Consider the following 20,371-nt stretch of genomic DNA (forward strand, 5'->3'; position numbering starts at 1 on the left):
GACCGCCATTTAGCTATATAAGGAATTTTTATGCTGTTTGTGGGTTATCTGGTGTTGGGAGCCTTCGCGGGCATGCTGGCGGGACTGTTCGGGATCGGCGGCGGGCTCATCATAGTGCCTGTGCTGGTGCTGAGCTTTCACGCCCAGGGGGTGGCCCCGGAGATCATTACCCACCTCGCCCTCGGTACTTCACTGCCCACCATGATCTTCACCGGCTTCAGCTCCCTGCGGGCCCATCAGGAGGCGGGGGCGGTCGACTGGGTGATGATACGGCGCCTGGGGGCCGGCATGCTCATCGGCGCCTGGCTCGGCGGCCTGACCGCCAGCCAGCTCAGCGCCAGCACCCTCAACATCATCATCGGCTGCTTCGCCTGGACCATGGCGCTGCAGATGGGGCTGAACCTCAAGCCCAGGGCGGAGCGCCACATGCCAGGGCCGGTCGGCACCTGCATCGCGGGCACCATCATCGGCTGGCTCTCTGCGCTGTTTGGCATAGGAGGGGGCTCCATGACGGTGCCTTATCTCAGCTGGAACTCGGTGCCCATGCGCAACGCCGTGGCGGCCTCCGCCGCCTGCAGCATGCCCATCGCCCTGGCGGGCAGCCTGAGCTACCTCTATGCCGGTTGGGGTCACGCCGATCTGCCCGAGTGGAGTGTCGGCTACATCTATCTGCCGGCCCTGCTTGGCATAGTGCTGACCAGCACCCAGTTTGCCCGTGTCGGCGCCAGGCTGGCCCATCGCCTCTCCCCCAAACGGCTCAAGCAGGCGTTCGCCCTGCTGATGCTGCTGGTGGGCGCCAAATTCATGCTGTTTAGCTGATCCATTCGGCAGATTGTTGAAAAATAAGGCGAACGGTTCGTCTCCTGGCAGAAAGCCATTGCATTGGCAGGCCAGTTTGCCTATTCTCCTCGCCGGTGGTCCCATTGGTCCTCTCGCATTGATAACTCGTCAACCTGGTCAGGACCGGAAGGTAGCAGCCAAGGCGGGGGACTCGAGTGCCGGGATGTGGCTGGTGGGGCCACCACCTGTTTCTGGAAATCAATAAGTTACAGCTAATAGCCCCCTTCAGACCTCTTGGTAATCCACTTTGTGTGGATGAATCAGGAGTCTTCTCTGTGAATCTCTGGCTCTCTCCGCAAGGTATCTGGTACTACCGCAAGGTGACAGTACTCCCCTGTGGTCGCCGCAAAGACATCAAGAAATCTCTCCGTACTCGGGATAAGCTGGTTGCTCGTGAACAAGTGGCTCAGATGCTTGTCTGTGCGCGTTCTCGGGTAAAACCTGAGTCTGTCCAACCAGAACCCCAGCCAAACTCCCTGCCGGAGCCTCAGCCGCTATCGCAACAGACACCCTCAGCGGTCAATCCTGCCGCTAACGCAGTCTCTGCGGCTCCTTCTGCTATTTCATCCCCTGTGCTTTCAGAGCTCAGTGAGCGTTATCTGAAAGAGAAGGCGCTCTCGTGGGCTCCCAAAGAACTCAGCAATCAGAAGAACTACATCGGCTACTTCATCAAGGCGCTGGGGGATAGACCTCCCACGGCATACAGCAAGGCCGATGTAGTCAAGTTCAAGGACGAATTGCTGAACTCAGGCAAGAGCCCGACGACTATCAACAAGTACCTCCAGAAGCTCTCTCTGTTGTTCGTTTGGCTCGGCAATCACCACGAAGGCATCGTTAATCACTTCGCTGGGCTCAAGCTACAACGGGTCAAAGAGGTCAATGCTCGAAGTGGGTACACATCTGCGGAGAAACAGCGGCTGATTCAGTGGGCGAAGCAGCAGGAGTCATACCGCAAGTGGATAGCGCTGCTCGGCCTGTATACCGGAGCGAGAGCCAATGAGATCTGCCAGTTGTACGCAGATGATGTGCAGCAGGTCGACGAGGTATGGTGCCTGAACATCAGAGACAACCGGCCAGACCAGAAGCTCAAGACGGCCAACAGTGCCCGCCTGATCCCTATTCACTCCTTGCTGATTGCTGATTGCTGGTGGCTTTATCGACTTCGTGCAGGAAAGGGCAGGGGGGCGGCTGTTCCCTGAGCTGCCTCATCGACAAGACAGTTACAGCCATCTTTGGGGGCAGTGGTTTAGTCGTCATCGCCCTGTAAACAAAGACTTCCACAGCTTGCGGCATACTGTGGCAACAGCGTTGAAGGATCATGGGGTGCCGTTACAGTATGCGGCGGCAATCTTGGGGCATACCAATGGTGCCATCAGTTACGACAGGTACGGCGGTGGAGTAGCAGTCGAGAAGTTACAAGCCGCTATCGAAGCTGCACTATGAACGCGTTACATTGGTGAACATCTAGTAGGTACTTTAACTCAAATAGCCACTATTAGCTGGATGCTAATGAGCACAAGGAAGAGCTCCGTTGGAACACAATAGGCCTGACACGGCACAATCTGATTTGAATGACTTGAAAGAGCAAATTGCGTTGGAGTACGGGCGATGTCTCCTCCAGTTACAGCAGTTTGAATTGATGCTCAAAGCAGCCCTGCCCACTCTGAAGGTGAGCGGATTTTCCGATGAGTTGGCTGGTAAAATTGAGCGAGACCGTCGATTTCTTGGCAGTAAAACATTGGGGCATTTGGTTGGCCAGTGGAACCAGAGAACGACGTTGGGGGAGGAGCAAGAAATTGATGAAGATGTTCTGAACGGTCGAGCGTACATCAGCATCAGCGTTGGTCTGGAAGACGGGGAATGGATGAGCGAAAAGCTCAAACAGCTGGTCGAGTTGCGAAATGAGCTGGTGCATCATTTCCTGTCACGCTTTGGGTTGAGCTCTGAGGCCAGTTGCCAGGAGGCAATCGGCTTTCTGGCGACGGTAGCCAACATCATCAAGGACAACAGAGATGCGTTACATTCCTTCCTGACTACTGCCGAAAAAGCCAAGAACGAACTGTACGAGTTTATGAATTCCGCTGAGGGAAAACATTTTGCTCTCTCCGGAATCCTGCCCGGTCAGCCTGTCGATAATTGGGAAAACACCACCATAGTCCAACAGCTTAAATGTGAAGAACGTTTAATCGGCAAGGACGGCTGGGTACCGTTACATGACGCCATCCGCAGTATCGGCCAAAGACGTCCTGGGTTATCCCCCAAGCTGTACGGATGTAGTAGTTGGCGGGAGGTCATTCATTGTTCCCAGCTCTTCGAAGTAGACAAGCGGCTATCTCCTACAGGTGGGGTGACTTGGTATCGCACACGCCGAACCTAAATGGATACAGCAATGGTGGTTTAGCCCCGGTTAGTCAACCAGACCCCTTTGTCAGATGCTGGAAAATCCTGGTGCACCCTTGCGTCACCGTGAGCCCGCCTATCTTTCGTGGAGGGCTCCTCGTCAGCCGTCGCCTGGTACTCCTGTCTTGGTGACCGCTCGATCACCTGCTTATCGCGCCTTATCCGGGCATTGCATCCCCGACTCCCCGGGCATGGGCAAGGCGCAGCTCCTCGGCGCCGAGCACGAACTCCGGGCTGTCGGTGAGGCGCTCGACCGCCAGATCGATGAAGCGGCGTACCCGGGCGGGCTGGGCCGCGCGGCTGCCATAGTAGAGAAACAGGCTGTACATGTCTGTCATGTGGTCGAGCAGCAGGGGAACCAGGCGGCCGGCCCGGATGTGCACCGCCGCCGTCGGCCCGGCAATTTGGCCTATCACTTCTCCCGCCAGCACGGCGCCCAGCTCCACCGTCTCGTCATTGGTGGATATCGCCGGACGAACGAGATGGTCCTGCACGCTCTCACCAAGCCTTACATGCCAGGGAATCAGGTGGCCGGTGCCGGCATGACGAAACACGCTGCAGCGGTGCACGCCCAGATCGTGCAGCGTGTGCGGCACCCCATGTTTGCGCAGATAGGTGGGGGAGGCGCAGATGATGAGCTGCAAGGGAAACAGGCGGCGTGCGATCAGCCCATCCTGCGGCGAGAGGCCGATCCGCAAACCCACATCGACGCGCTCCTCCACCCAGTTGCCGATGCGGTCATCGAGCTGCACATCGGGCTGGACCTCGGGGTAGAGCCGGCAGTATTCGTCCAGCACTGGGCCTATGATCATCTGCGCGACCGAGCGGGGCCCCACGATCCGCAGCGGGCCGGCGAATGCCTCCCGGGTCTGCCTCGCGGCCGACAGGGCCTGTTGCAGGCCGAGCAGGGCGGGTTGGGCCGCCTCCAGGAAGCGCTGGCCCTCTTCGGTCAGCGACATGCTGCGGGTGGTGCGATGGAACAGCCTCACCCCGAGATAGGTCTCCAATTGCCTCAGTGCCTTGCTGGCGGCCTGAGGGGAGATCTGCTGGGCCTCGGCGGCCTTGCTGAGGCTGCCCAGTTCCACCGTGCGCACGAAGGTGGTGATGGATCTCAATTCGCTGATCATGCTCTTTCTCGTCGATTTACATCATTTAGTTGTAACTGATTCATCCATTTGCCGTCTAGTTCGATGTTTGTTGCCCATTTATAGTTCAGTCCATCGAGATGCCACCCGGCATGCCCCCAGGCAGCGAGACGAGCAAGATGGACAATTTCAGCTTTTACAACCCGACCCGGATCGAGTTTGGCACCGGCAAGGAGCGCCTCATCGGCGAGATCCTGGCCCAGCACGGCATCAAGAAGGTGCTGCTGACCTATGGCAGCGATCGCATCAAGGGCGATGGCCTCTTTGCCAGCGTGAGCGCCAGCCTGAGCGAGCAGGGGATCCCGTTCGTGGAGTGCGGCGGCATCGTCAGCAACCCGCTCATCTCCAAGGTGCGTGATGCCATCGCCCTGGCACGGGAGCAGGGGGTCGACGCCATCCTGAGCGTCGGCGGCGGCTCAGTGCTCGACAGCGCCAAGGCCATTGCCGCAGGCAGCCTCTATCAGGGGGATGTCTGGGATCTGTTCGTCGGCAAGGGGCAGATCGAGGCGGCGCTGCCGGTGTTTGCCATCCTGACCCTGGCTGCCACCGGCAGCGAGATGAACAGTGGCGCCGTGGTGACCAACGATGACACCAAAGAGAAGTTCGCCATCAACTCGGTGCACACCTTCCCCAGGGTCTCCATCGTCAATCCGGCGCTGATGCAGACGGTCTCCCGGGACTATCTGGTCTACTCGGCGGCGGACATCATAGCCCACTCCATCGAGGGCTACTTCACCGCCAAGGTGCAGCCGACAATCCAGTCCCGCCTGGTGGAGTCCGTCATCGCCACCGTGCTGGAGACCACGGAGCAGTTGCTGGCAGACCCCGAAAATTACAACGCCCGCGCCGAGTTCGCCTGGGCGGCGACCCTGGCATTGAACGGCCTGACCTATGCGGGGACGTCGGGCTTTGGTTACCCCAACCACATGATCGAACACGCGCTCTCCGCCCTGTTCAATGTGCCTCATGGCGCAGGCCTGTCGGTGGTGATGCCCGCCTGGATGAGGTGGTACCAGGGCCAGAATCCGGCTCAGTTCGAGCGCTTCGCCCAGCAGCTGTTCGGCTTGAAAACCGCCGAGGAAGGCATTGCCGCCCTGGAGACATGGTTCGACAAGATTGGCACGCCGACCCGCCTCTCCCAGCTCGGCATCACGGAGGCGGACCTGCCCGCCATCCTGGAGAACCTCAAGGGCAACGCCCGCTGGTTTGGTCTGGCCGAGACCTACACCCAGGAGGTGCTGGCCAGCATCCTTCGCAATGCCATATGAGTAGCGGTGCCTCCCGCTCCGGCGTCAGGAGCGAGCCGCGAGCCGCCAACCATCACACCAGGCGGGTGCCAGGCACCCACACCATGGCGCTTTCCCAGGAGAGCGCCTTTCAGGAAAAGGGATCCATCATGCAAACACGTACTTTGGGTAACAGCGGGCTGACGGTGTCGGCCATCGGTCTGGGCTGCATGGGGCTGAGCTTTGGCTATGGCCCGGCCACGGACAAGGGGCAGGCCATCAACCTTATCCGCCGCGCCCATGAACTGGGAGTGACCTTCTTCGACACCGCCGAGGCCTATGGCCCTGGCGATAACGAACTGCTGCTGGGGGAGGCGCTGGCCCCGTTCCGGGACAAGGTGGTGATCGCCACCAAGTTCGGTTTCAAGAACGGCAAGGTGCCCGATGGGCTGGACAGCCGGCCGGAGAATATACGCGCCGTGGCCGAGGCCTCCCTGCGCCGGCTCAACACCGATGTGATCGATCTCTTCTATCAGCACCGCGTCGATCCCGATGTCCCCATGGAAGAGGTGGCTGGCACAGTGCGAGACCTTATCCAGGAGGGCAAGGTGCGCCACTTCGGTCTGTCCGAGGCCGGTGTCGACTCCATTCGTCGTGCCCACGCCGTGCAGCCGGTGGCGGCGTTGCAGAGCGAATACTCCCTCTGGTGGCGCGAGCCGGAGCAGGCCATCCTGCCGCTGCTGGAGGAGCTGGGCATCGGCTTTGTCCCGTTCAGCCCCCTCGGCAAGGGCTTCCTGACCGGGGCCATCAAGGCCGATACCCGTTTCGATGACGCGGATTTTCGCAACCAGGTCCCACGTTTTGCCGAGGCGGCGCGCCAGGCCAACCAGCATCTGGTGGCGGTCTTGAGCGATCTTGCGGCCAGCAAGGGGGTGACCTCTGCCCAGATTGCGATCGCCTGGCTGCTGGCACAAAAGCCCTGGATCGCCCCCATACCCGGCACCACCAAGCTGCATCGGCTCGAGGAGAACCTGGGCGCAGCCCGGGTGGCACTGAGCGCCACCGATCTGGGAGACATCCAGCGTGCCCTGGCCGGGATCAAGGTGGAGGGGGATCGCTATCCGTCATACCTGCAGAAGAACGTGGGTCGCTAAGGCCGGATCCTCAACAGGAGTCTCATGAATGCAGAACCCCTCTGTACTCTCTCGCGCCGTCCCCAGGGGCCGGCGCTCTCTCTGGTTGCTAACAGGAGCCGTGATGGCAGGCATTATCTCCTATGTATTGAAACCGGGCCTGCCCGCGCACCCTGACTCTTCCCAGTATCAGGGGGGTCGGTTCAGCAATGTCGTGGCACTGCCGCAGCGCAGCACCTGGGACGGGGTCCGGCTCTGGTGGGATTTTCTGTTCGCCAAGCCTGACGGCACAGTGCCGGATAGCACCATCCCGGTGCAGGCCATGACCCGGGAGGGGCTGATGGCCGCCCCGGACAACAACGTGTGGCGCCTCGGCCACTCCAGTCTGCTGTTCAAATTGCAGGGCAAGTTCTGGCTGACGGATCCGGTGTTCAGCGAGCGCGCCTCGCCGGTGCAGTGGTTCGGTCCCAAACGCTGGCACGCGCCGCCCATCACCCTGGATGGGCTGCCCCCCATAGAGGCGGTGATCCTCTCCCACGATCACTACGACCACCTCGATCATGACGCCATCCTGGCGCTGCAAGAGAAGGTCGGCCACTTCATCACGCCGCTCGGGGTGGGGGCGCGCCTGGTTGCCTGGGGTGTCCCCCGGCACAAGGTCAGGGAGCTGGATTGGTGGCAGCAAGCCCGGGTCGGCGGCATCGAATTCATTGCCACCCCGGCCCAGCACTTCTCCGGCCGTGGTCTTGGGGATGGCAACCAGACCCTGTGGGCCTCCTGGGTCATTCGCGGGGAGGGATCCACTCTCTTCTTCAGCGGTGACAGCGGCTACTTCGACGGCTTCAAGGAGATCGGCAGGCGTTACGGCCCGTTCGATGTGACCTTCCTCGAGACCGGGGCCTACGACAAGCGCTGGGAGTACGTGCACATGTTGCCGGCGCAGACGGCGCAGGCGTTTCACGATCTGCGCGGGCAGTGGCTCTAACCAGTGCACAACGGCACCTTCGATCTGGCCATGCACCAGTGGGATGACCCCCTCGAGCAGATAGTCCGTCTGGCCGCCGAGCAGCAGATCCCATTGACCACCCCGATGATGGGGGAGCCCCTGAACGTGCTGGCCCCCCACGAGGGCAGCGCCTGGTGGCGCCAGTGACACATTTTTTAAAACGCAGGAGTCGACAATGAACCCAATATCCGCCACCACGCTCGCCGCCGCCATGGCGCTCGGCCAGGCCGAGGCAAAAGATCAGACGATACAGGTATTTTCCCCGGGGCAGGTGCCTGCAACCCAGGGTGCCAGCGAGTTCTTCGTCGGGGATGTCTATGTGGATCAGCGCTATCAGGGCACGGCGCCCGCCGCCATCTCCGGTGGTCTGGTCAGCTTCACGCCGGGGGCGCGCACCGCCTGGCATACCCATCCCCTGGGCCAGACCCTCTACGTGGTCAGTGGGGTGGGGCGGGTGCAGATGGCGGGAGCGCCTGTCCGGGAAATCCGGCCAGGGGACCTGGTGTGGATCCCGGCCGGGGTGAAGCATTGGCACGGTGCGGCGCCAGATACCCCCATGACCCACCTGGCGCTGGCAGAACAGCAGGATGGCAAGGTGGTGACCTGGCTTGAGCAGGTGAGCGAGGGTGATTATCGCGCCGCCGTCGCCGGGGGGCGGGATTGAGCATGCGGGGGAATAACAGTCAGCCCGCTGCCGGACCGGCACACCCGGAGAGCCTGCCGGAACGCGCTCATGCCCAGGAGCTCAGGATCCTGATCATCATGAGCGCCTTGATGTCGTTTGCCTCCATTTCCACCGACATGTACCTGCCGGCGTTGCCGCAGCTGGTCCATGACTTGAACACAGACATGACCCAGATCGAGCTGACCATCTCGACCTTTCTGATCGGTTTCAGCCTGGGGCAGCTGTTCTGGGGGCCGGCGAGCGATCGCTATGGCCGGCGCCTGCCCATCATGCTCGGTATCGGGCTCTTCATCCTGGGCTCGGTGGGCTGTGCCCTGGCCGAGACCGCCCCTCAGATGCTGGTGTGGCGCATCATTCAGGCCCTGGGGGCCTGCGCCGGCCCCGTGCTGGCCAGGGCCATGGTCCGTGATCTCTATGCCAGGGAGCGGGCGGCCCAGATGCTGTCGACCCTGATCCTGATGATGGCGGTCGCGCCTCTGCTCGGGCCGTTGCTCGGGGGACAACTGCTGCTGTACTGGTCCTGGCGAGGGATCTTCTGGGTGCTGGCCATCATGGGGGTCGTGGCCCTGATCGCCATGCGCTACCTGCCCGAAACCCTGGCACCGGCGAGCCGCAGCCAGGCGTCTCTGGCCGTGACAATGAAAGACTATGTCGCCCTGGCGATGGACGGACGCTTGCTGCGCTATGCCCTCGCCGGCGGCTTTTACTACGGCGGTTGCTATGCCTTTATCGCCGGAACCCCGTTTGCCTACGTCGATTACTACCAGGTGTCGGCGCAGGCCTATGGCCTGCTCTTTGGCGCCAATATCCTGGGGTTGATGGTGCTGAATTTCGTCAACACTCGCCTGGTGGCGAAATGGGGGCCCGAGCGTCTGTTTCGCTACGGTGCCTGGGCTGCCGCCGCCTCCGCTCTCTGGCTGGCCCTCGATGCCTGGTGGGGATTGGGTGGGGTCGCCGGGTTGGCCGTGCCCATCTTCTGCTACATGTCGGTCAGTGGCTTCATCGTCGCCAACTCGGTGGCCAGCGCCCTGGCGCTCTTCCCGAAGCAGGCGGGCGCGGCCTCTTCCCTGGTCGGTGCCATGCACTATGGCAGCGGGGTGTTCAGCGCGGCCTTGCTCGGCTGGTGCACCGATGGCACCCCCTGGACCATGGGCTGGATAGTGGCTGTCGGGGGAGTGGGCTGCCTCGTCTTTGCACTGTGGCGACGCACCGAGCCCGAGGCGTCTTGCGAGCCGATGTCGCAACCCGAGCCGGTGCGATAAGGACGCTTGGCGATGACGCCATGGGGAAACAGGGGGGAGCCAAAGAGATGAAAGCCCCGATCAGCGCCGTGAAGGCACTGACCGGGGCGATGGGGGTATCGTCAGATGTTCTTGTCGAAGAAGGCATCGATCCGGCTCATCGCCTGATCCACGTAGCGAGGCACCCAGTAGGTTTCAATGTGCGTCGCCCCCTCGATGAGGAACAGCTCTTTATTGGCGGTGCCGGTGGCTTTCTTGAAGGCGCTTTCCGTCATGTAGCGCGAGTCCGCCTTGGTCCCCGCCATCATCAGCAGCGGTTGATTGATGAGCTCCATGTTGCTCTGGGCATCGAAGTTCATCAGATCGAGCAGGCTGCTGGTGGTGTAGCGGAATGTCGAATTGGGATGGGCATGGGTCTTCCAGTAGTACTCATAGCCTTGGCGGTACAGCTCGAACGGCAGCTTGGCTATCTGTTCGTCGGTCAGGTTGGCATCGCCGGAGTAGCTCACCTCACCCGTGGTGACCTCCCTAGTGCGGGCATCGGTGGCCAGCTTCAGGCGCTCCTGCACGGTGGCGAGTTGAGAATCCTGATATCCGTTGCGACGCACCAGCCCGGAGTCAAACATGCTGAGGGTCGCCAGGGCCTTGAAGCGCTTGTCGGTCTGGGCCGCTTTCAACGAATAACCGCCGCCGCCGCAAATGCCAAGCAGGCCGATGCGTTCCTTGTCAACGCCGGGGTATTGGCCGAGGTAATCCGCCATGCCGTGAATATCCTCGATGCGGTTTGCCGGTTTATCGACGCTGCGGGGCATGCCTCCGCTGGCCCCCTGGTAGGCGGCGTCCGCCGTGATGGCGATGTAGCCTTGCTCTGCCAGGCGTTGGGCATAGAGGCCCGCGACCTGTTCCTTGACCCCTCCGTTGGGGTGGGCAACGACCACGGCCGGGTAGGTTTTGGCGGGATCATAGTCGGCAGGGGTATAGACATTCGCGGCTATCTGGATGCCATGCAGGTCATATTTCACCGGGTGGAGGTTGACCCTGCCCTGGATGTTTTCGGTGATGGCCCCTTCATAGGCCAGGGTAAACGGATTTTGTCTGTGATCGGCGGCCTGGACGGTGGCGGCAAAGCCTGCCAGCGCCGTCAGCACCATGGCATTGAGAAAGGTCTGTTTCATGTGGACTCCCGAGGGTAAGCGCGGCCTGGCTCCAGAGGCACGCGGTGGATATTGCCGGACAAGGGTAAGGGGAGGGGGCTGTCAGCCCCATGACGGGGAAATGACAATGCTGTCAGTCAGGTGGTGGCCTTGGCCTGGATTTCTGACACGGCTGTCAGCTCGCTGTCAGGGGAATGTTGGTAACGAATCAATAGGATGTGGCAATACGAAGTGGTCTTCGTCACCCGTCTGGTCATAAAAGGAGTCTCTTATGGAGAGCAAACCAGCAGTGTTTACGCCCGATGCACCCGCGATGCCGGCGCGACGCAAGTTGCTGATCGCGGGGGCCGGCATGGCCGCGGCCTCGTTGATCCCCCAGGTCAACGGGGCTCAGCCATCCCCACAGTCCCATGGCGCAGGCGCAGGTCAGCCCGTTGCCGGGCCAGGAAGGCGCAAGCTGGGCGGACTTGACGTCTCTGCCATTGGGCTGGGGGTGCAGAACATGAGCCGCAAATATGACACCTCCGTCCCCTGGCGCCCTGAAATGGTCAACATAGTGCGCAGGGCCTTTGATCAGGGGGTGACGTTCTTTGATGCCGCCGAGGCCTATGGTCCCTTCGAAGTGGAGCGGATCCTGGGCGAGGCCGTGGCACCCTTCAGAGACAAGATCGTCATCGCCACCAAGTTTGGCTGGAACATCGATCAACAGACCGGTGAGCGGCGTCCCGGGCTCAACAGTCGGCCCGAGCACATCAAGCAAGTCGTCGAGGGAATGCTCAAGCGCCTGCGCACGGATCGTATCGATCTGCTCTATCAGCACAGGGTCGATCCCCTGGTGCCTATCGAGGATGTTGCCGGCGCGGTGAAAGATCTGATGGATCAAGGGAAGGTGTTGCACTGGGGCCTGTCTGAAATGGGGATCGACACCTTGAAACGCGCCCATGCAGCGCTCCCCGTCACGGCGGTTCAGAGTGAGTACTCGATGTTATGGCGGGGGCCGGAACAGTCTGTGCTGCCGACCTGCGAAGCGTTGGGGGTAGGGTTTGTGCCGTGGAGCCCGCTGGGGGTGCAGTTCCTGACTGGCTGGATCGACAAGAATACCCGCTTTGCCCCCGGTGATTTCCGGGGGACGGAGTCGCGCTTCGCGCCAGAAAATCTGGAGCATAACCTTGGGCTCGTGGCCGTACTGAAAACCTGGGCTGAACGCAAGAGTGCGACGCCCGGGCAGATAGCGCTGGCCTGGTTGCTGGCCAGGAAACCCTGGATTGTGCCTATCCCGGGCACCACTAACATGGACCACATGCTGCAAAACACGTCGGCAGCGGCGATCCAGCTGAGCGCTGCCGAGATGACGGAGCTCACCCTATCTCTGGATGCCATCGTCATCAAGGGACAGCGTCTGCCGGACGCGGTGCAGGCCTATTCCGATGTGGACGCGCCGCCGAAGCGCTGACTTGCTGGCCGATGGCGGGATGAATGGAGGTAGGGCCCCGTCGGCACCCTGTTCATGCTGTCATGAGCGCGAGCCCTGGATATAAGGAGGTGGATGCCATGCGTCTGTTGTTGGTAGAGGACGAAGAGAAGACCTCGTCATATCTTTGTCGCGCACTGGGAGAGTCTGGCTTCATGGTCGATGTCTCCGCGGAGGGGCCCGAAGGGCTCCATTTTGCGCTGGAGTACGAGTATGACGCCATCATTCTGGATGTGATGTTGCCTGGCATGGATGGCTATCGGGTGCTGGAGGGGCTTCGCGCGAGCAAGCAGACACCGGTGCTGATGCTCTCCGCGCGCGGATCCGTGGACGAGCGGGTCAAGGGGCTGCGTCTGGGGGCCGATGACTATCTGCCCAAACCCTTCTCGCTCATTGAACTGGTTGCCCGTATCCAGGCCCTGGTGCGTCGTCGCGGGGCCGATGGCGCGGACATCACCCAGTTGCAGATCCACGATATGCATCTGGATCTGCTGGCGCGTCGGGTGTCGCGCGCCGGCCATCGGCTGGAGCTCACCGCCAAGGAGTTCTCTCTGCTCAGCCTGCTGGCCCGCCATCAGGGGGAGATCCTCTCGAAGATGATGATTGCCGAGCAGGTCTGGGATATGAATTTTGACAGCGATGCCAACGTCGTGGAAGTCGCGATAAAACGGCTGCGAGCCAAGATAGATGCGCCTTTCGAGGTCAAGTTGCTGCACACGGTGCGCGGCATGGGCTATGTGCTCGAAGTCAGGCCGGACCTGCACCCTTGAGGGGAGGAAACAAGATGTTCACACGCTCCATCTCCGGACACCTGGCGCTGATGTTTGCCCTGAGTGCCGTCCTGATCGTCTCGGCATCCGGTCTGCTGCTGAGGAGTTCGCTCCATGACTCCTTGCAAAAGCAGATGCACAACGAGCTGTCGTTTCGTGAATCCTTGATGAGCCCCTGGATCAGTGCCCGCACCTCCAGCGAAGGGTGGTCAGTGCTCGCCAGCAAGTTCACCAATCTGGCCAGCTCAGAGGGGAACCGTGTTCACTATTGGATTGTCAGCGACGATCCCCGCTTCAGCGTGGGAGGCATACCGCCATCGGGGGTAGCCTGGGACGATCTCAAGGAGGGGTTCAACAAACTGCCCGGGGCCTCGGAGGAGGCCTGCTCGCTCTTCCTGCTGGTGAAGACCATTCCCGCCAATGGGGAAAGGCCCGAGCTGCGCTATGTGGTGTCCATCGACTCGACCCCCTATATGAGCACACTGGACGCCTTTACCCGCACGCTGCTGATCATCACTCTCCTTGGCGTGCTGATGGTCGCCTTGCTGGGGTATGGCGTTGCCCGGATTGGTCTGCGCCCGGTAGGGGCCTTGAGTCAGCAGGCCCATCGACTGGCGCCGGGAGACCATGGTCAGCGGCTGGACACAGACGCCTTGCCCGAGGAGCTGCAGCAGTTGGCCTCCTCGTTCAACGGCGTCTTGGCACGTCAGGAGGTGGCATGGCGGCAACTGGAGAGCTTCAATGCCGATGTGGCCCATGAGCTGCGGACCCCACTCACGAATCTGATTGGCCAGACTCAGCTGGGATTATCCCGCAGGCGTTCGCCAGAGGAGCTGGGCGACTTGCTCGGCTCCAATCTGGAGGAGCTGGAGCGGATGGCTTCCATCGTCAACGACATGCTGTTTTTGTCCCATGCCCATGCGGGGGAGCATGCCTCCCAATTGGAGCGGGTTTCGCTGCGGGAAGAGACCCTCAAGACGGTGGAGTATGTGGAGCCCTCCCTCGCCGAAAAGCGGCTCTCATTGCAGCTGGAAGGGGATGTGATCGCACATATCGACCGGCGTCTGTTCCACCGTTCACTCGCCAATTTACTGGAGAATGCGGCAAGGCACTCACCGCCCCACGGAACCATCACCGTCAGACTGAGCCAGCGCGAGGAGCAGGCCTGGGTCGCTGTCTCAAACCCCGGCGATCCCATTGCCCCTGCCCATCTGTCTCGCCTGTTTGAACGCTTTTATCGAGTTGACTCAGCCAGGGCCCGCAGCGACACCCATCATGGCCTGGGGCTGTCCATTGTCCGGGCGGTGGCGATCATGCACAGGGGAGAGGTGTTTGCCCAAAGCGAGGAGGGGGTCAATACCTTTGGACTCACTTTTGCTCTGTCCGCACAGAGGGGACGGGATCATGAGTCAGCTCCCGCGCTGGAGAGTCGATTGGCGCCTTCCATGCCCGCTATATCCTGACGGGAACGTCAGCCTGGGGTCAGCCTGACGACATCTCGTGCTTGCTAGCATGGCAGTGGTTTAACCCCAGGCTCACTCACTAAAGGGATCTCGTTTCATGTCAGGAAAAATGCGTTATTTCGCACTGCTGCTGCCGCTTATGAGTTGCGTCGCCATTGCGGCGGAGCAAGGTGCAGCCACCGGCATCGCCGTCGCGGGCAGCCAGGCGGCGGTGTACGGTTCGGCGGACAACTTTACCGGCCGGGTCCGGGTCGATCCGCTTTTCACGGCCGACCAGGCTATCCCGGTATCGGGTGCTCAGGTCACCTTCGAGCCCGGGGCGCGCTCGGCCTGGCACAGGCACCCGGCAGGGCAGCGGCTCATTGTGACCTCGGGGGTCGGCTTGACCCAGCAGGAGGGTCAACCGGTACAGATCATCCGTCCCGGTGATGTCGTCTCCTGCCCACCCGGGGTCAAGCATTGGCATGGTGCCACCCCCGGCAGTGCGATGACGCATCTGGCGGTGACCGGCAATGTGGACGGCAAGAGTGTTGAATGGATGGAGAAGGTGACAGATGAACAATACCAGGCACATTAAGGCGATCACGGCAGCAGTGCTGTTGCTTCTTGGCACTGGACTGCCCTACGGGGTGGCCGCCAATGAGGGAGCCACCCAGGTGAGCCAGCAAGGATCCGTGACCGACACCCTGACCACGCGCCAGCAGGCCATACCCTTGATCGCCTCGGCGATGGCGACCAGCAACATGGAGAGGCTACGAGATGCCCTCAATCGGGGTCTGGATGCCGGGTTGACGGTGAATGAAGCCAAGGAGGTGCTCGTTCAGCTCTATGCTTATGCCGGTTTTCCTCGCAGTCTGAATGCCTTGAATGAGTTGATGAAAGTTGTCGAGGCTCGCAAGGCTCGGGGCATCAACGATCCTCTGGGAAAAGAGCCCGTCACCCCCATCCCGGTCGGTGAGGAACTGCGCCGAGTGGGGACTGCCAACCAGACCAGGATCTCGGGCGCACCGGTACAGGGTCCGCTCTTTGAGTTTGCCCCAGTGATCAACCAGTACCTGCAGACGCACCTGTTTGGCGATATTTTCGCTCGCGACAACCTGGACTGGCAGAGCCGTGAACTGGCGACGGTAGGGGCATTGGCTTCCATGCCAGGGGTGGAGGCACAGTTGCTGTCCCATATGCGTGCCAGCCAACGGGTCGGCCTGAGCGCCGGTCAATTGCATCAGGTGGTGCAACTGCTGCGCGAACAGGGCGAGGTCGATGCCGCCACCCGGGCACAGAAGGCACTGCAGCAGGCGCTGGCCGCGACCAAATAGGGCAGTGGACGTTACCAAGGAGCAGGCAGCATGTCAGATCACCATGACCCCACCCGAAGGAAGCTGCTGGCGGCGCTGCCGGGCTTGACGCTGGTGAACCTTCCCCTGGGGCAGGCCATCGCCAGCGCGCAGGTGCGACAACCCAACGGCAGTATTCTGGTCGCCTATTTCTCCCGAAGCGGCAATACACGGGTGATCGCGGGGGTGATCCAGCGCACGCTGCAAGCCGATCTGTTCGAGATAGCGCCAGCGAGCCCGTATCCGGCGGATTACTTCCAGACCGTCGCGCAGGCACAGCGTGAGCGGGATCTTGGGCTGACTCCCGCACTGAAACAGTCCGCCACCATGGCGGGCTATCACACCCTTTATGTCGGCTTTCCCGTCTGGGGGATGACGGTTCCCCCCGTGGTCAAGAGCTTCCTGAGCGGCCATGATCTGGCGGGTAAGCGACTCGTGCCTTTCATCACCCACGGTGGCTATGGCATCGGGGATAGCGAGGCGGTACTCACCAGACTGGCGTCAGGTGCCAGGCGAGATGCGCCACTGATCATGGAGTGCGATCAGGAGAGGCGAACGACCGAGACAGTCGCCCGGTGGCTGGAGGCCGGAGGGAGTTGATCTCATCTTTGGGCGAGGCAGACAGGTCATCGTCGTGAGGGCGACAGGTGATGTTCATCCATGTAAACAGGATTGAGGCCACAGGCCAAACAAGGGAACACAACCATGAAGAGACTCAGTAAATCATTGCTTTTTTGCATGCTGGCGGGGGTGCTGGTGGCCCCCGCTCATGCCGATCCCCTGGTTATCCAGGAGCAAGGCAGCTTTGCCGCAGGGGGCGCCGTCGTCACCGCACCCGGCACCTTTGACCCCAGGAAACCACTGGACCCTGCCGGTCAGACCTACCATGGGGATCACGCCAGCGTCTTCTATCAGATCCCGTCCAACCCGCACCCGTATCCGATCGTCATGCTCCACGGCGCTGGCCAGTCTTCCCGTACCTGGCAGACCACGCCGGATGGCCGGGAAGGTTTCCAGACCCTGTTCCTGCGCCGGGGGTTTGCGACCTATCTGGTCGATCAGCCCCGCAGAGGCAGCGCGGGTCGCAGCATGGTGGAGGGGGCAGTGGCCCCCAATCCGGATGAGCAGTTGTGGTTCAATCAGTTCCGTCTCGGCGTCTGGCCGGATTATTTCAAAGGCGTCCAGTTCTCGCAGGATCAAGCTGTGCTGAACCAGTATTTTCGCCAGATGACCCCCAACACAGGGCCCTTTGATGCCAACGTCATCGCCGATGCCATGGCGGCGGTGCTGGACAAGAGTGGTCCTGCCATCCTGTTCACCCACTCCCAGGGGGGCGGACCTGGCTGGCATACCGCCATAAAAAGCAACAAGGTGAAGGCCATAGTCGCGTTCGAACCAGGCAGTGGCTTCCTCTTCCCTGAGCAGGCGTTGCCAGCCCCCATGCCGAGCGCGTTCGATACCCTGAAGGGGGAGCCGGTGGCGATGGCGCAGTTCATGAGCCTGACCAGGATCCCGGTGCTGATCCTGTATGGCGACAACATCCCGGACAAACCGACCGCCATGCCCGCCCAGGACAGCTGGCGAGTCAGGCTGGCGATGGCTCGCCAGTGGCGGGATCAGGTCAACCAGCATGGGGGGGATGTCACCGTCGTTCACTTGCCCGAAATCGGCATCAAGGGTAACACCCACTTCCCCTTCTCCGATCTGAACAATGTGCAGATCGCCGATCTGGTCAGCCAGTTCCTGAAAGAGAAGGGTCTGCAATAACCACGGGAGACAGCAAGGGTAATGACGCGATTCATGAATATTGCTAATAAACCCTAGCAAGATCCCGGGTCTAATCTCGTCAATCCCCTTGCGTTATGCTGGGTACACACTATCGGAAGGATATAGTCATGCACACAGTCAGACTCAATAACGGTATAGAAATGCCCCTGCTGGGGTTTGGTGTCTTCCAGATGACGGACGCGGCAGAGTGCGAGCGCGCCGTCATCGAGGCCATAGACACCGGCTATCGGCTGATCGATACCGCCGCCTCCTATCAGAATGAGACTCAGGTCGGGAACGGGATCAGGCAGAGCGGCATCGGGCGCAACGAGCTCTTTGTCACCACCAAGCTCTGGTTGCAAGACGCCAGCTACGAGGGAGCCAAGGCGCAGTTCGATCGCTCCTTGAACCGCCTGCAGCTCGATTATGTGGATCTCTATCTCATCCATCAGCCCTACGGGGATGTCCACGGCGCCTGGCGGGCAATGGAGGAGTTGCAGCAAGCCGGCAAGATCCGGGCAATCGGCGTCAGCAACTTCCAGCCGGATCGGCTGGCGGATCTCATGGCGTTCAACAAGGTGGTGCCTGCCGTCAACCAGATAGAGGTGAACCCCTTCAATCAGCAGCTGCATGCCGCCCCCTGGATGCAGAGTCGACAGATACAGCCACAGGCGTGGGCCCCCTTCGCCGAGGGCCGAAATGGTCTGTTCCAACACCCGGTACTGACCGCCATCGGCGCGAAACGGGGAAAGAGCGTGGGACAAGTGGTGCTGCGCTGGATCTTCCAGCGCGGCATAGCGTCGCTGGCCAAGTCGGTGCGCAAGGAGAGAATGGAGGAAAACCTCGACATCCTCGACTTCGAACTCAGTCAGGACGAGATGGTGCAGATCGCCGCGCTGGATACGGCGACCAGCGCCTTCTTCTCTCACCGCGATCCCGCCATGGTGGAGTGGCTGACCCAGCGCAAGCTCGACGTCTGACCAGGGCAATCAGCAATGGCGTCGGGAGATGACAGACGGTGGGTGGCGCGGTTCGCCGCCAACCGTTTTTCCTGCTGAGGGAACACAGTGCCCACGGCCGGAGAGGGGCGGCATCATGCCCGCAAGCGCACGGCGTCCAGGAACAGCCGAAAGGCGGGAGAGTTCTGGCGTCGGCTGGGGTAGTAGAGGTGATACCCGGGGAAGCGTGGGCAATAGGGGGCCAGTACCGAGATCAGCGCCCCTGTGGCCAGATGGGGTTCGGCCATGTCTGAAGGCAGATAAGCCAGACCGTGGCCTGCCAGTGCGGCGTGCAGTACGGGCGTGCCTGTGTTGAAGATGCACTGACCCTGTACATGGGCCTTGATGGGTTGGCCATCTTGCTCAAACTCCCACAGCATCAGGTTGTCATAGGTGGGCAGCCGCAGGCCGATGCATTGATGAGCCGCCAGATCCTGAATGGTGTGGGGGGCCGGGTTGCGGGAGAGATAGTCGGGGGAGGCCACCACGACGATCTGCATATCCTGGCTGATACGCACCGCAATCATGTCTTTCTCCACCTGTTCCCCCAACCGGATCCCCGCATCAAACTTCTGCTCGACTATGTTGGTCAGGCCGTAGTTGATATCGATTTCTACCTGAATGTCCGGGTACTCCTTGAGCAGCGGCGATATGCGCGGCCACAGGTAGGTGTCTGCCGCATGCTCGGCGGTAGTGATACGGATCAAGCCCGCGGGTTTGTCCTTGAGCTCGTTGAGCGCCGAGATCTCATCCTCTATCCCCTCAAAATGCGGCTGCAGGCGTTCAAGCAGCCGCTCGCCCGCCGGGGTTGGGGAGACGCTGCGCGTGGTCCGGGTCAACAACCGAATGCCCAGTCGCTCCTCCAGCCCCCGCATGGCGTGGCTCAGGGCGGACTGGGATACCCCCAGGTGAGCCGCCGCGCGGGTAAAGCTGCCTTCTCTTGCCACCGCCATGAAGGAGATCAAGTCGTTGTAGTTGGTTTTTGCCATGAGTTGCCCTGCCGAAGGTCTTGATAGAGGGAGGTGCGTGCCGGCAGGGTAACCGCCGACTCGGCATCATTACTAGCGTAAATTAATGAGATTTTCTCATAAACCCATTCTGATTATCCCGTCTAATCACGTTATCCAGCAACCAGTACACTGCCGTCACTGAACACCAGTCGGTGCTCACCGCATTGCCGCCATCGACGCCGCCAGGCTGCGGCTGCGACCCATCTTGATGACCTCGCTGGCTTTCATCATGGGGGTGCTGCCCCTGGTGCTGGCAAGTGGCGCCGGTGCCGAGATGCGATCGGCCATGGGAGTGGCGGTCTTCTCCGGCATGATAGGGGTGACCCTGTTCGGTCTGTTCCTGACCCCGCTCTTCTATGTGCTGCTGCGGCGCCTCGCAGGCAATCGCCCGCTGGTGAGCCATGGAGACCAGAACATGGAGTAGTGAGCCTGGCTGCTGAGCAATGAACCTATATAAAGAGGCCCAATGGGCCTCTTTTGACTGGGAATACTACCGCCATAAAGTATGGGTTTACTCTGGCCTGAGTTCGAAACGACAACCGCCCGATATTGAGCCAATGTGCAAATGGATGTCTGAATTGCCCCGCTTTTCCTTTATGCGCAAACGAGGTTTGTTGCGCTTGAGTTGACTCTGTCTGTTACGGATGGAGCCCGAAGTTGGATTTGTCACGGAGTTGTATCGGCTGAGAGCGCCCGGTATCTGTGCGAATGCTGTGACAAGTGGTGTG

The 20,371-nt window shown here is 61.1% G+C and carries 21 protein-coding genes, 1 other RNA gene and 1 pseudogene; 20 read left to right on the forward strand and 3 right to left on the reverse strand.

The annotated features are described in order from the left end of the window. Nucleotides 1-30 precede the first annotated feature (30 nt). The 5 genes from ACWPWQ_RS05685 to ACWPWQ_RS05705 all read left to right on the forward strand — a co-directional run bounded on the left by ACWPWQ_RS05685 (nucleotide 31) and on the right by ACWPWQ_RS05705 (nucleotide 3,217). Entirely contained in the window at nucleotides 31-819 is a 789-nt protein-coding gene (locus tag ACWPWQ_RS05685) for a sulfite exporter TauE/SafE family protein (protein ID WP_454009216.1), read from the forward strand. Nucleotides 820-921: 102 nt separating this feature from the next. Beyond that, nucleotides 922-1,018, forward strand: an RNA gene (ffs, locus tag ACWPWQ_RS05690) — signal recognition particle sRNA small type. Between the two features lie 97 nt (nucleotides 1,019-1,115). Beyond that, the gene (locus tag ACWPWQ_RS05695; protein ID WP_454009217.1) at nucleotides 1,116-2,039 is read left to right on the forward strand and encodes an integrase; all 924 of its coding nucleotides are present in this window, start codon (nucleotides 1,116-1,118) and stop codon (nucleotides 2,037-2,039) included. Continuing rightward, nucleotides 2,005-2,283, forward strand: coding sequence for a tyrosine-type recombinase/integrase (locus tag ACWPWQ_RS05700; protein WP_454009298.1), 279 nt, complete (start codon nucleotides 2,005-2,007; stop codon nucleotides 2,281-2,283). Before ACWPWQ_RS05695 ends, ACWPWQ_RS05700 begins: the two co-directional genes overlap by 35 nt. 88 nt (nucleotides 2,284-2,371) lie before the next feature. Continuing rightward, nucleotides 2,372-3,217: an OST-HTH/LOTUS domain-containing protein gene (locus ACWPWQ_RS05705; protein ID WP_454009218.1), complete on the forward strand. Its 846-nt coding sequence runs from the start codon at nucleotides 2,372-2,374 to the stop codon at nucleotides 3,215-3,217. Nucleotides 3,218-3,398: 181 nt separating this feature from the next. On the opposite strand, the gene ACWPWQ_RS05710 is transcribed toward ACWPWQ_RS05705, so the two are convergent. After that, entirely contained in the window at nucleotides 3,399-4,367 is a 969-nt protein-coding gene (locus ACWPWQ_RS05710) for a LysR family transcriptional regulator (RefSeq protein ID WP_454009219.1), read from the reverse strand. Between the two features lie 137 nt (nucleotides 4,368-4,504). Here ACWPWQ_RS05710 and ACWPWQ_RS05715 point away from each other — a divergent pair, with 137 nt between their 5' ends. From ACWPWQ_RS05715 to ACWPWQ_RS05740, 6 genes are all read left to right on the forward strand, one after another. After that, a complete protein-coding gene (locus tag ACWPWQ_RS05715) occupies nucleotides 4,505-5,653 on the forward strand; it encodes an iron-containing alcohol dehydrogenase (protein ID WP_454009220.1) in 1,149 nt (382 codons plus the stop codon). 128 nt (nucleotides 5,654-5,781) lie between these two features. Next, entirely contained in the window at nucleotides 5,782-6,765 is a 984-nt protein-coding gene (locus ACWPWQ_RS05720) for an aldo/keto reductase (RefSeq protein WP_454009221.1), read from the forward strand. A 103-nt stretch (nucleotides 6,766-6,868) separates the two neighbouring features. Continuing rightward, complete coding sequence (locus ACWPWQ_RS05725; protein WP_454009222.1) at nucleotides 6,869-7,729, forward strand: MBL fold metallo-hydrolase; 861 nt, start codon at nucleotides 6,869-6,871, stop codon at nucleotides 7,727-7,729. Between the two features lie 3 nt (nucleotides 7,730-7,732). Further along, the gene (locus tag ACWPWQ_RS05730) at nucleotides 7,733-7,897 is read left to right on the forward strand and encodes a hypothetical protein (protein ID WP_454009223.1); all 165 of its coding nucleotides are present in this window, start codon (nucleotides 7,733-7,735) and stop codon (nucleotides 7,895-7,897) included. A 28-nt stretch (nucleotides 7,898-7,925) separates the two neighbouring features. After that, nucleotides 7,926-8,414: a (R)-mandelonitrile lyase gene (locus ACWPWQ_RS05735; RefSeq protein ID WP_427230672.1), complete on the forward strand. Its 489-nt coding sequence runs from the start codon at nucleotides 7,926-7,928 to the stop codon at nucleotides 8,412-8,414. A gap of 2 nt (nucleotides 8,415-8,416) precedes the next feature. After that, nucleotides 8,417-9,697, forward strand: coding sequence for a Bcr/CflA family multidrug efflux MFS transporter (locus ACWPWQ_RS05740; protein ID WP_454009224.1), 1,281 nt, complete (start codon nucleotides 8,417-8,419; stop codon nucleotides 9,695-9,697). A 101-nt stretch (nucleotides 9,698-9,798) separates the two neighbouring features. Here ACWPWQ_RS05740 and ACWPWQ_RS05745 read toward each other — a convergent pair whose 3' ends face one another. Continuing rightward, a complete protein-coding gene (locus ACWPWQ_RS05745; protein ID WP_454009225.1) occupies nucleotides 9,799-10,851 on the reverse strand; it encodes an alpha/beta hydrolase in 1,053 nt (350 codons plus the stop codon). Between the two features lie 250 nt (nucleotides 10,852-11,101). Between ACWPWQ_RS05745 and ACWPWQ_RS05750 the strand changes: the two genes are divergently transcribed. The 8 genes from ACWPWQ_RS05750 (at nucleotide 11,102) to ACWPWQ_RS05785 (ending at nucleotide 18,615) form a co-directional block, all read left to right on the forward strand. Next, nucleotides 11,102-12,283 (forward strand): aldo/keto reductase, encoded by a 1,182-nt coding sequence (locus tag ACWPWQ_RS05750; RefSeq protein WP_454009226.1) that lies wholly within the window; start codon nucleotides 11,102-11,104, stop codon nucleotides 12,281-12,283. 98 nt (nucleotides 12,284-12,381) lie between these two features. Beyond that, nucleotides 12,382-13,071 (forward strand): heavy metal response regulator transcription factor, encoded by a 690-nt coding sequence (locus tag ACWPWQ_RS05755; RefSeq protein ID WP_247626249.1) that lies wholly within the window; start codon nucleotides 12,382-12,384, stop codon nucleotides 13,069-13,071. 14 nt (nucleotides 13,072-13,085) lie between these two features. Further along, nucleotides 13,086-14,534, forward strand: a complete 1,449-nt coding sequence (locus tag ACWPWQ_RS05760; protein ID WP_454009227.1) for a heavy metal sensor histidine kinase — start codon at nucleotides 13,086-13,088, stop codon at nucleotides 14,532-14,534. A gap of 97 nt (nucleotides 14,535-14,631) precedes the next feature. Further along, a complete protein-coding gene (locus ACWPWQ_RS05765) occupies nucleotides 14,632-15,111 on the forward strand; it encodes a (R)-mandelonitrile lyase (protein ID WP_454009228.1) in 480 nt (159 codons plus the stop codon). Then, nucleotides 15,089-15,850, forward strand: a complete 762-nt coding sequence (locus ACWPWQ_RS05770) for a carboxymuconolactone decarboxylase family protein (RefSeq protein WP_454009229.1) — start codon at nucleotides 15,089-15,091, stop codon at nucleotides 15,848-15,850. Before ACWPWQ_RS05765 ends, ACWPWQ_RS05770 begins: the two co-directional genes overlap by 23 nt. A 30-nt stretch (nucleotides 15,851-15,880) precedes the next feature. After that, complete coding sequence (locus ACWPWQ_RS05775; RefSeq protein WP_454009230.1) at nucleotides 15,881-16,468, forward strand: flavodoxin; 588 nt, start codon at nucleotides 15,881-15,883, stop codon at nucleotides 16,466-16,468. Between the two features lie 105 nt (nucleotides 16,469-16,573). Further along, entirely contained in the window at nucleotides 16,574-17,635 is a 1,062-nt protein-coding gene (locus ACWPWQ_RS05780; protein ID WP_454009231.1) for an alpha/beta hydrolase, read from the forward strand. Between the two features lie 128 nt (nucleotides 17,636-17,763). Beyond that, complete coding sequence (locus ACWPWQ_RS05785) at nucleotides 17,764-18,615, forward strand: aldo/keto reductase (RefSeq protein WP_454009232.1); 852 nt, start codon at nucleotides 17,764-17,766, stop codon at nucleotides 18,613-18,615. A 113-nt stretch (nucleotides 18,616-18,728) separates the two neighbouring features. Here ACWPWQ_RS05785 and ACWPWQ_RS05790 read toward each other — a convergent pair whose 3' ends face one another. After that, nucleotides 18,729-19,622, reverse strand: coding sequence for a LysR family transcriptional regulator (locus ACWPWQ_RS05790; protein WP_454009233.1), 894 nt, complete (start codon nucleotides 19,620-19,622; stop codon nucleotides 18,729-18,731). Between the two features lie 187 nt (nucleotides 19,623-19,809). Between ACWPWQ_RS05790 and ACWPWQ_RS05795 the strand changes: the two are divergent. Beyond that, nucleotides 19,810-20,067: pseudogene (locus tag ACWPWQ_RS05795) on the forward strand (efflux RND transporter permease subunit); the annotation flags it as partial. Nucleotides 20,068-20,371: the final 304 nt, after the last annotated feature.

The sequence above is a fragment of the Aeromonas sp. Marseille-Q7275 genome, from assembly GCF_965119515.1.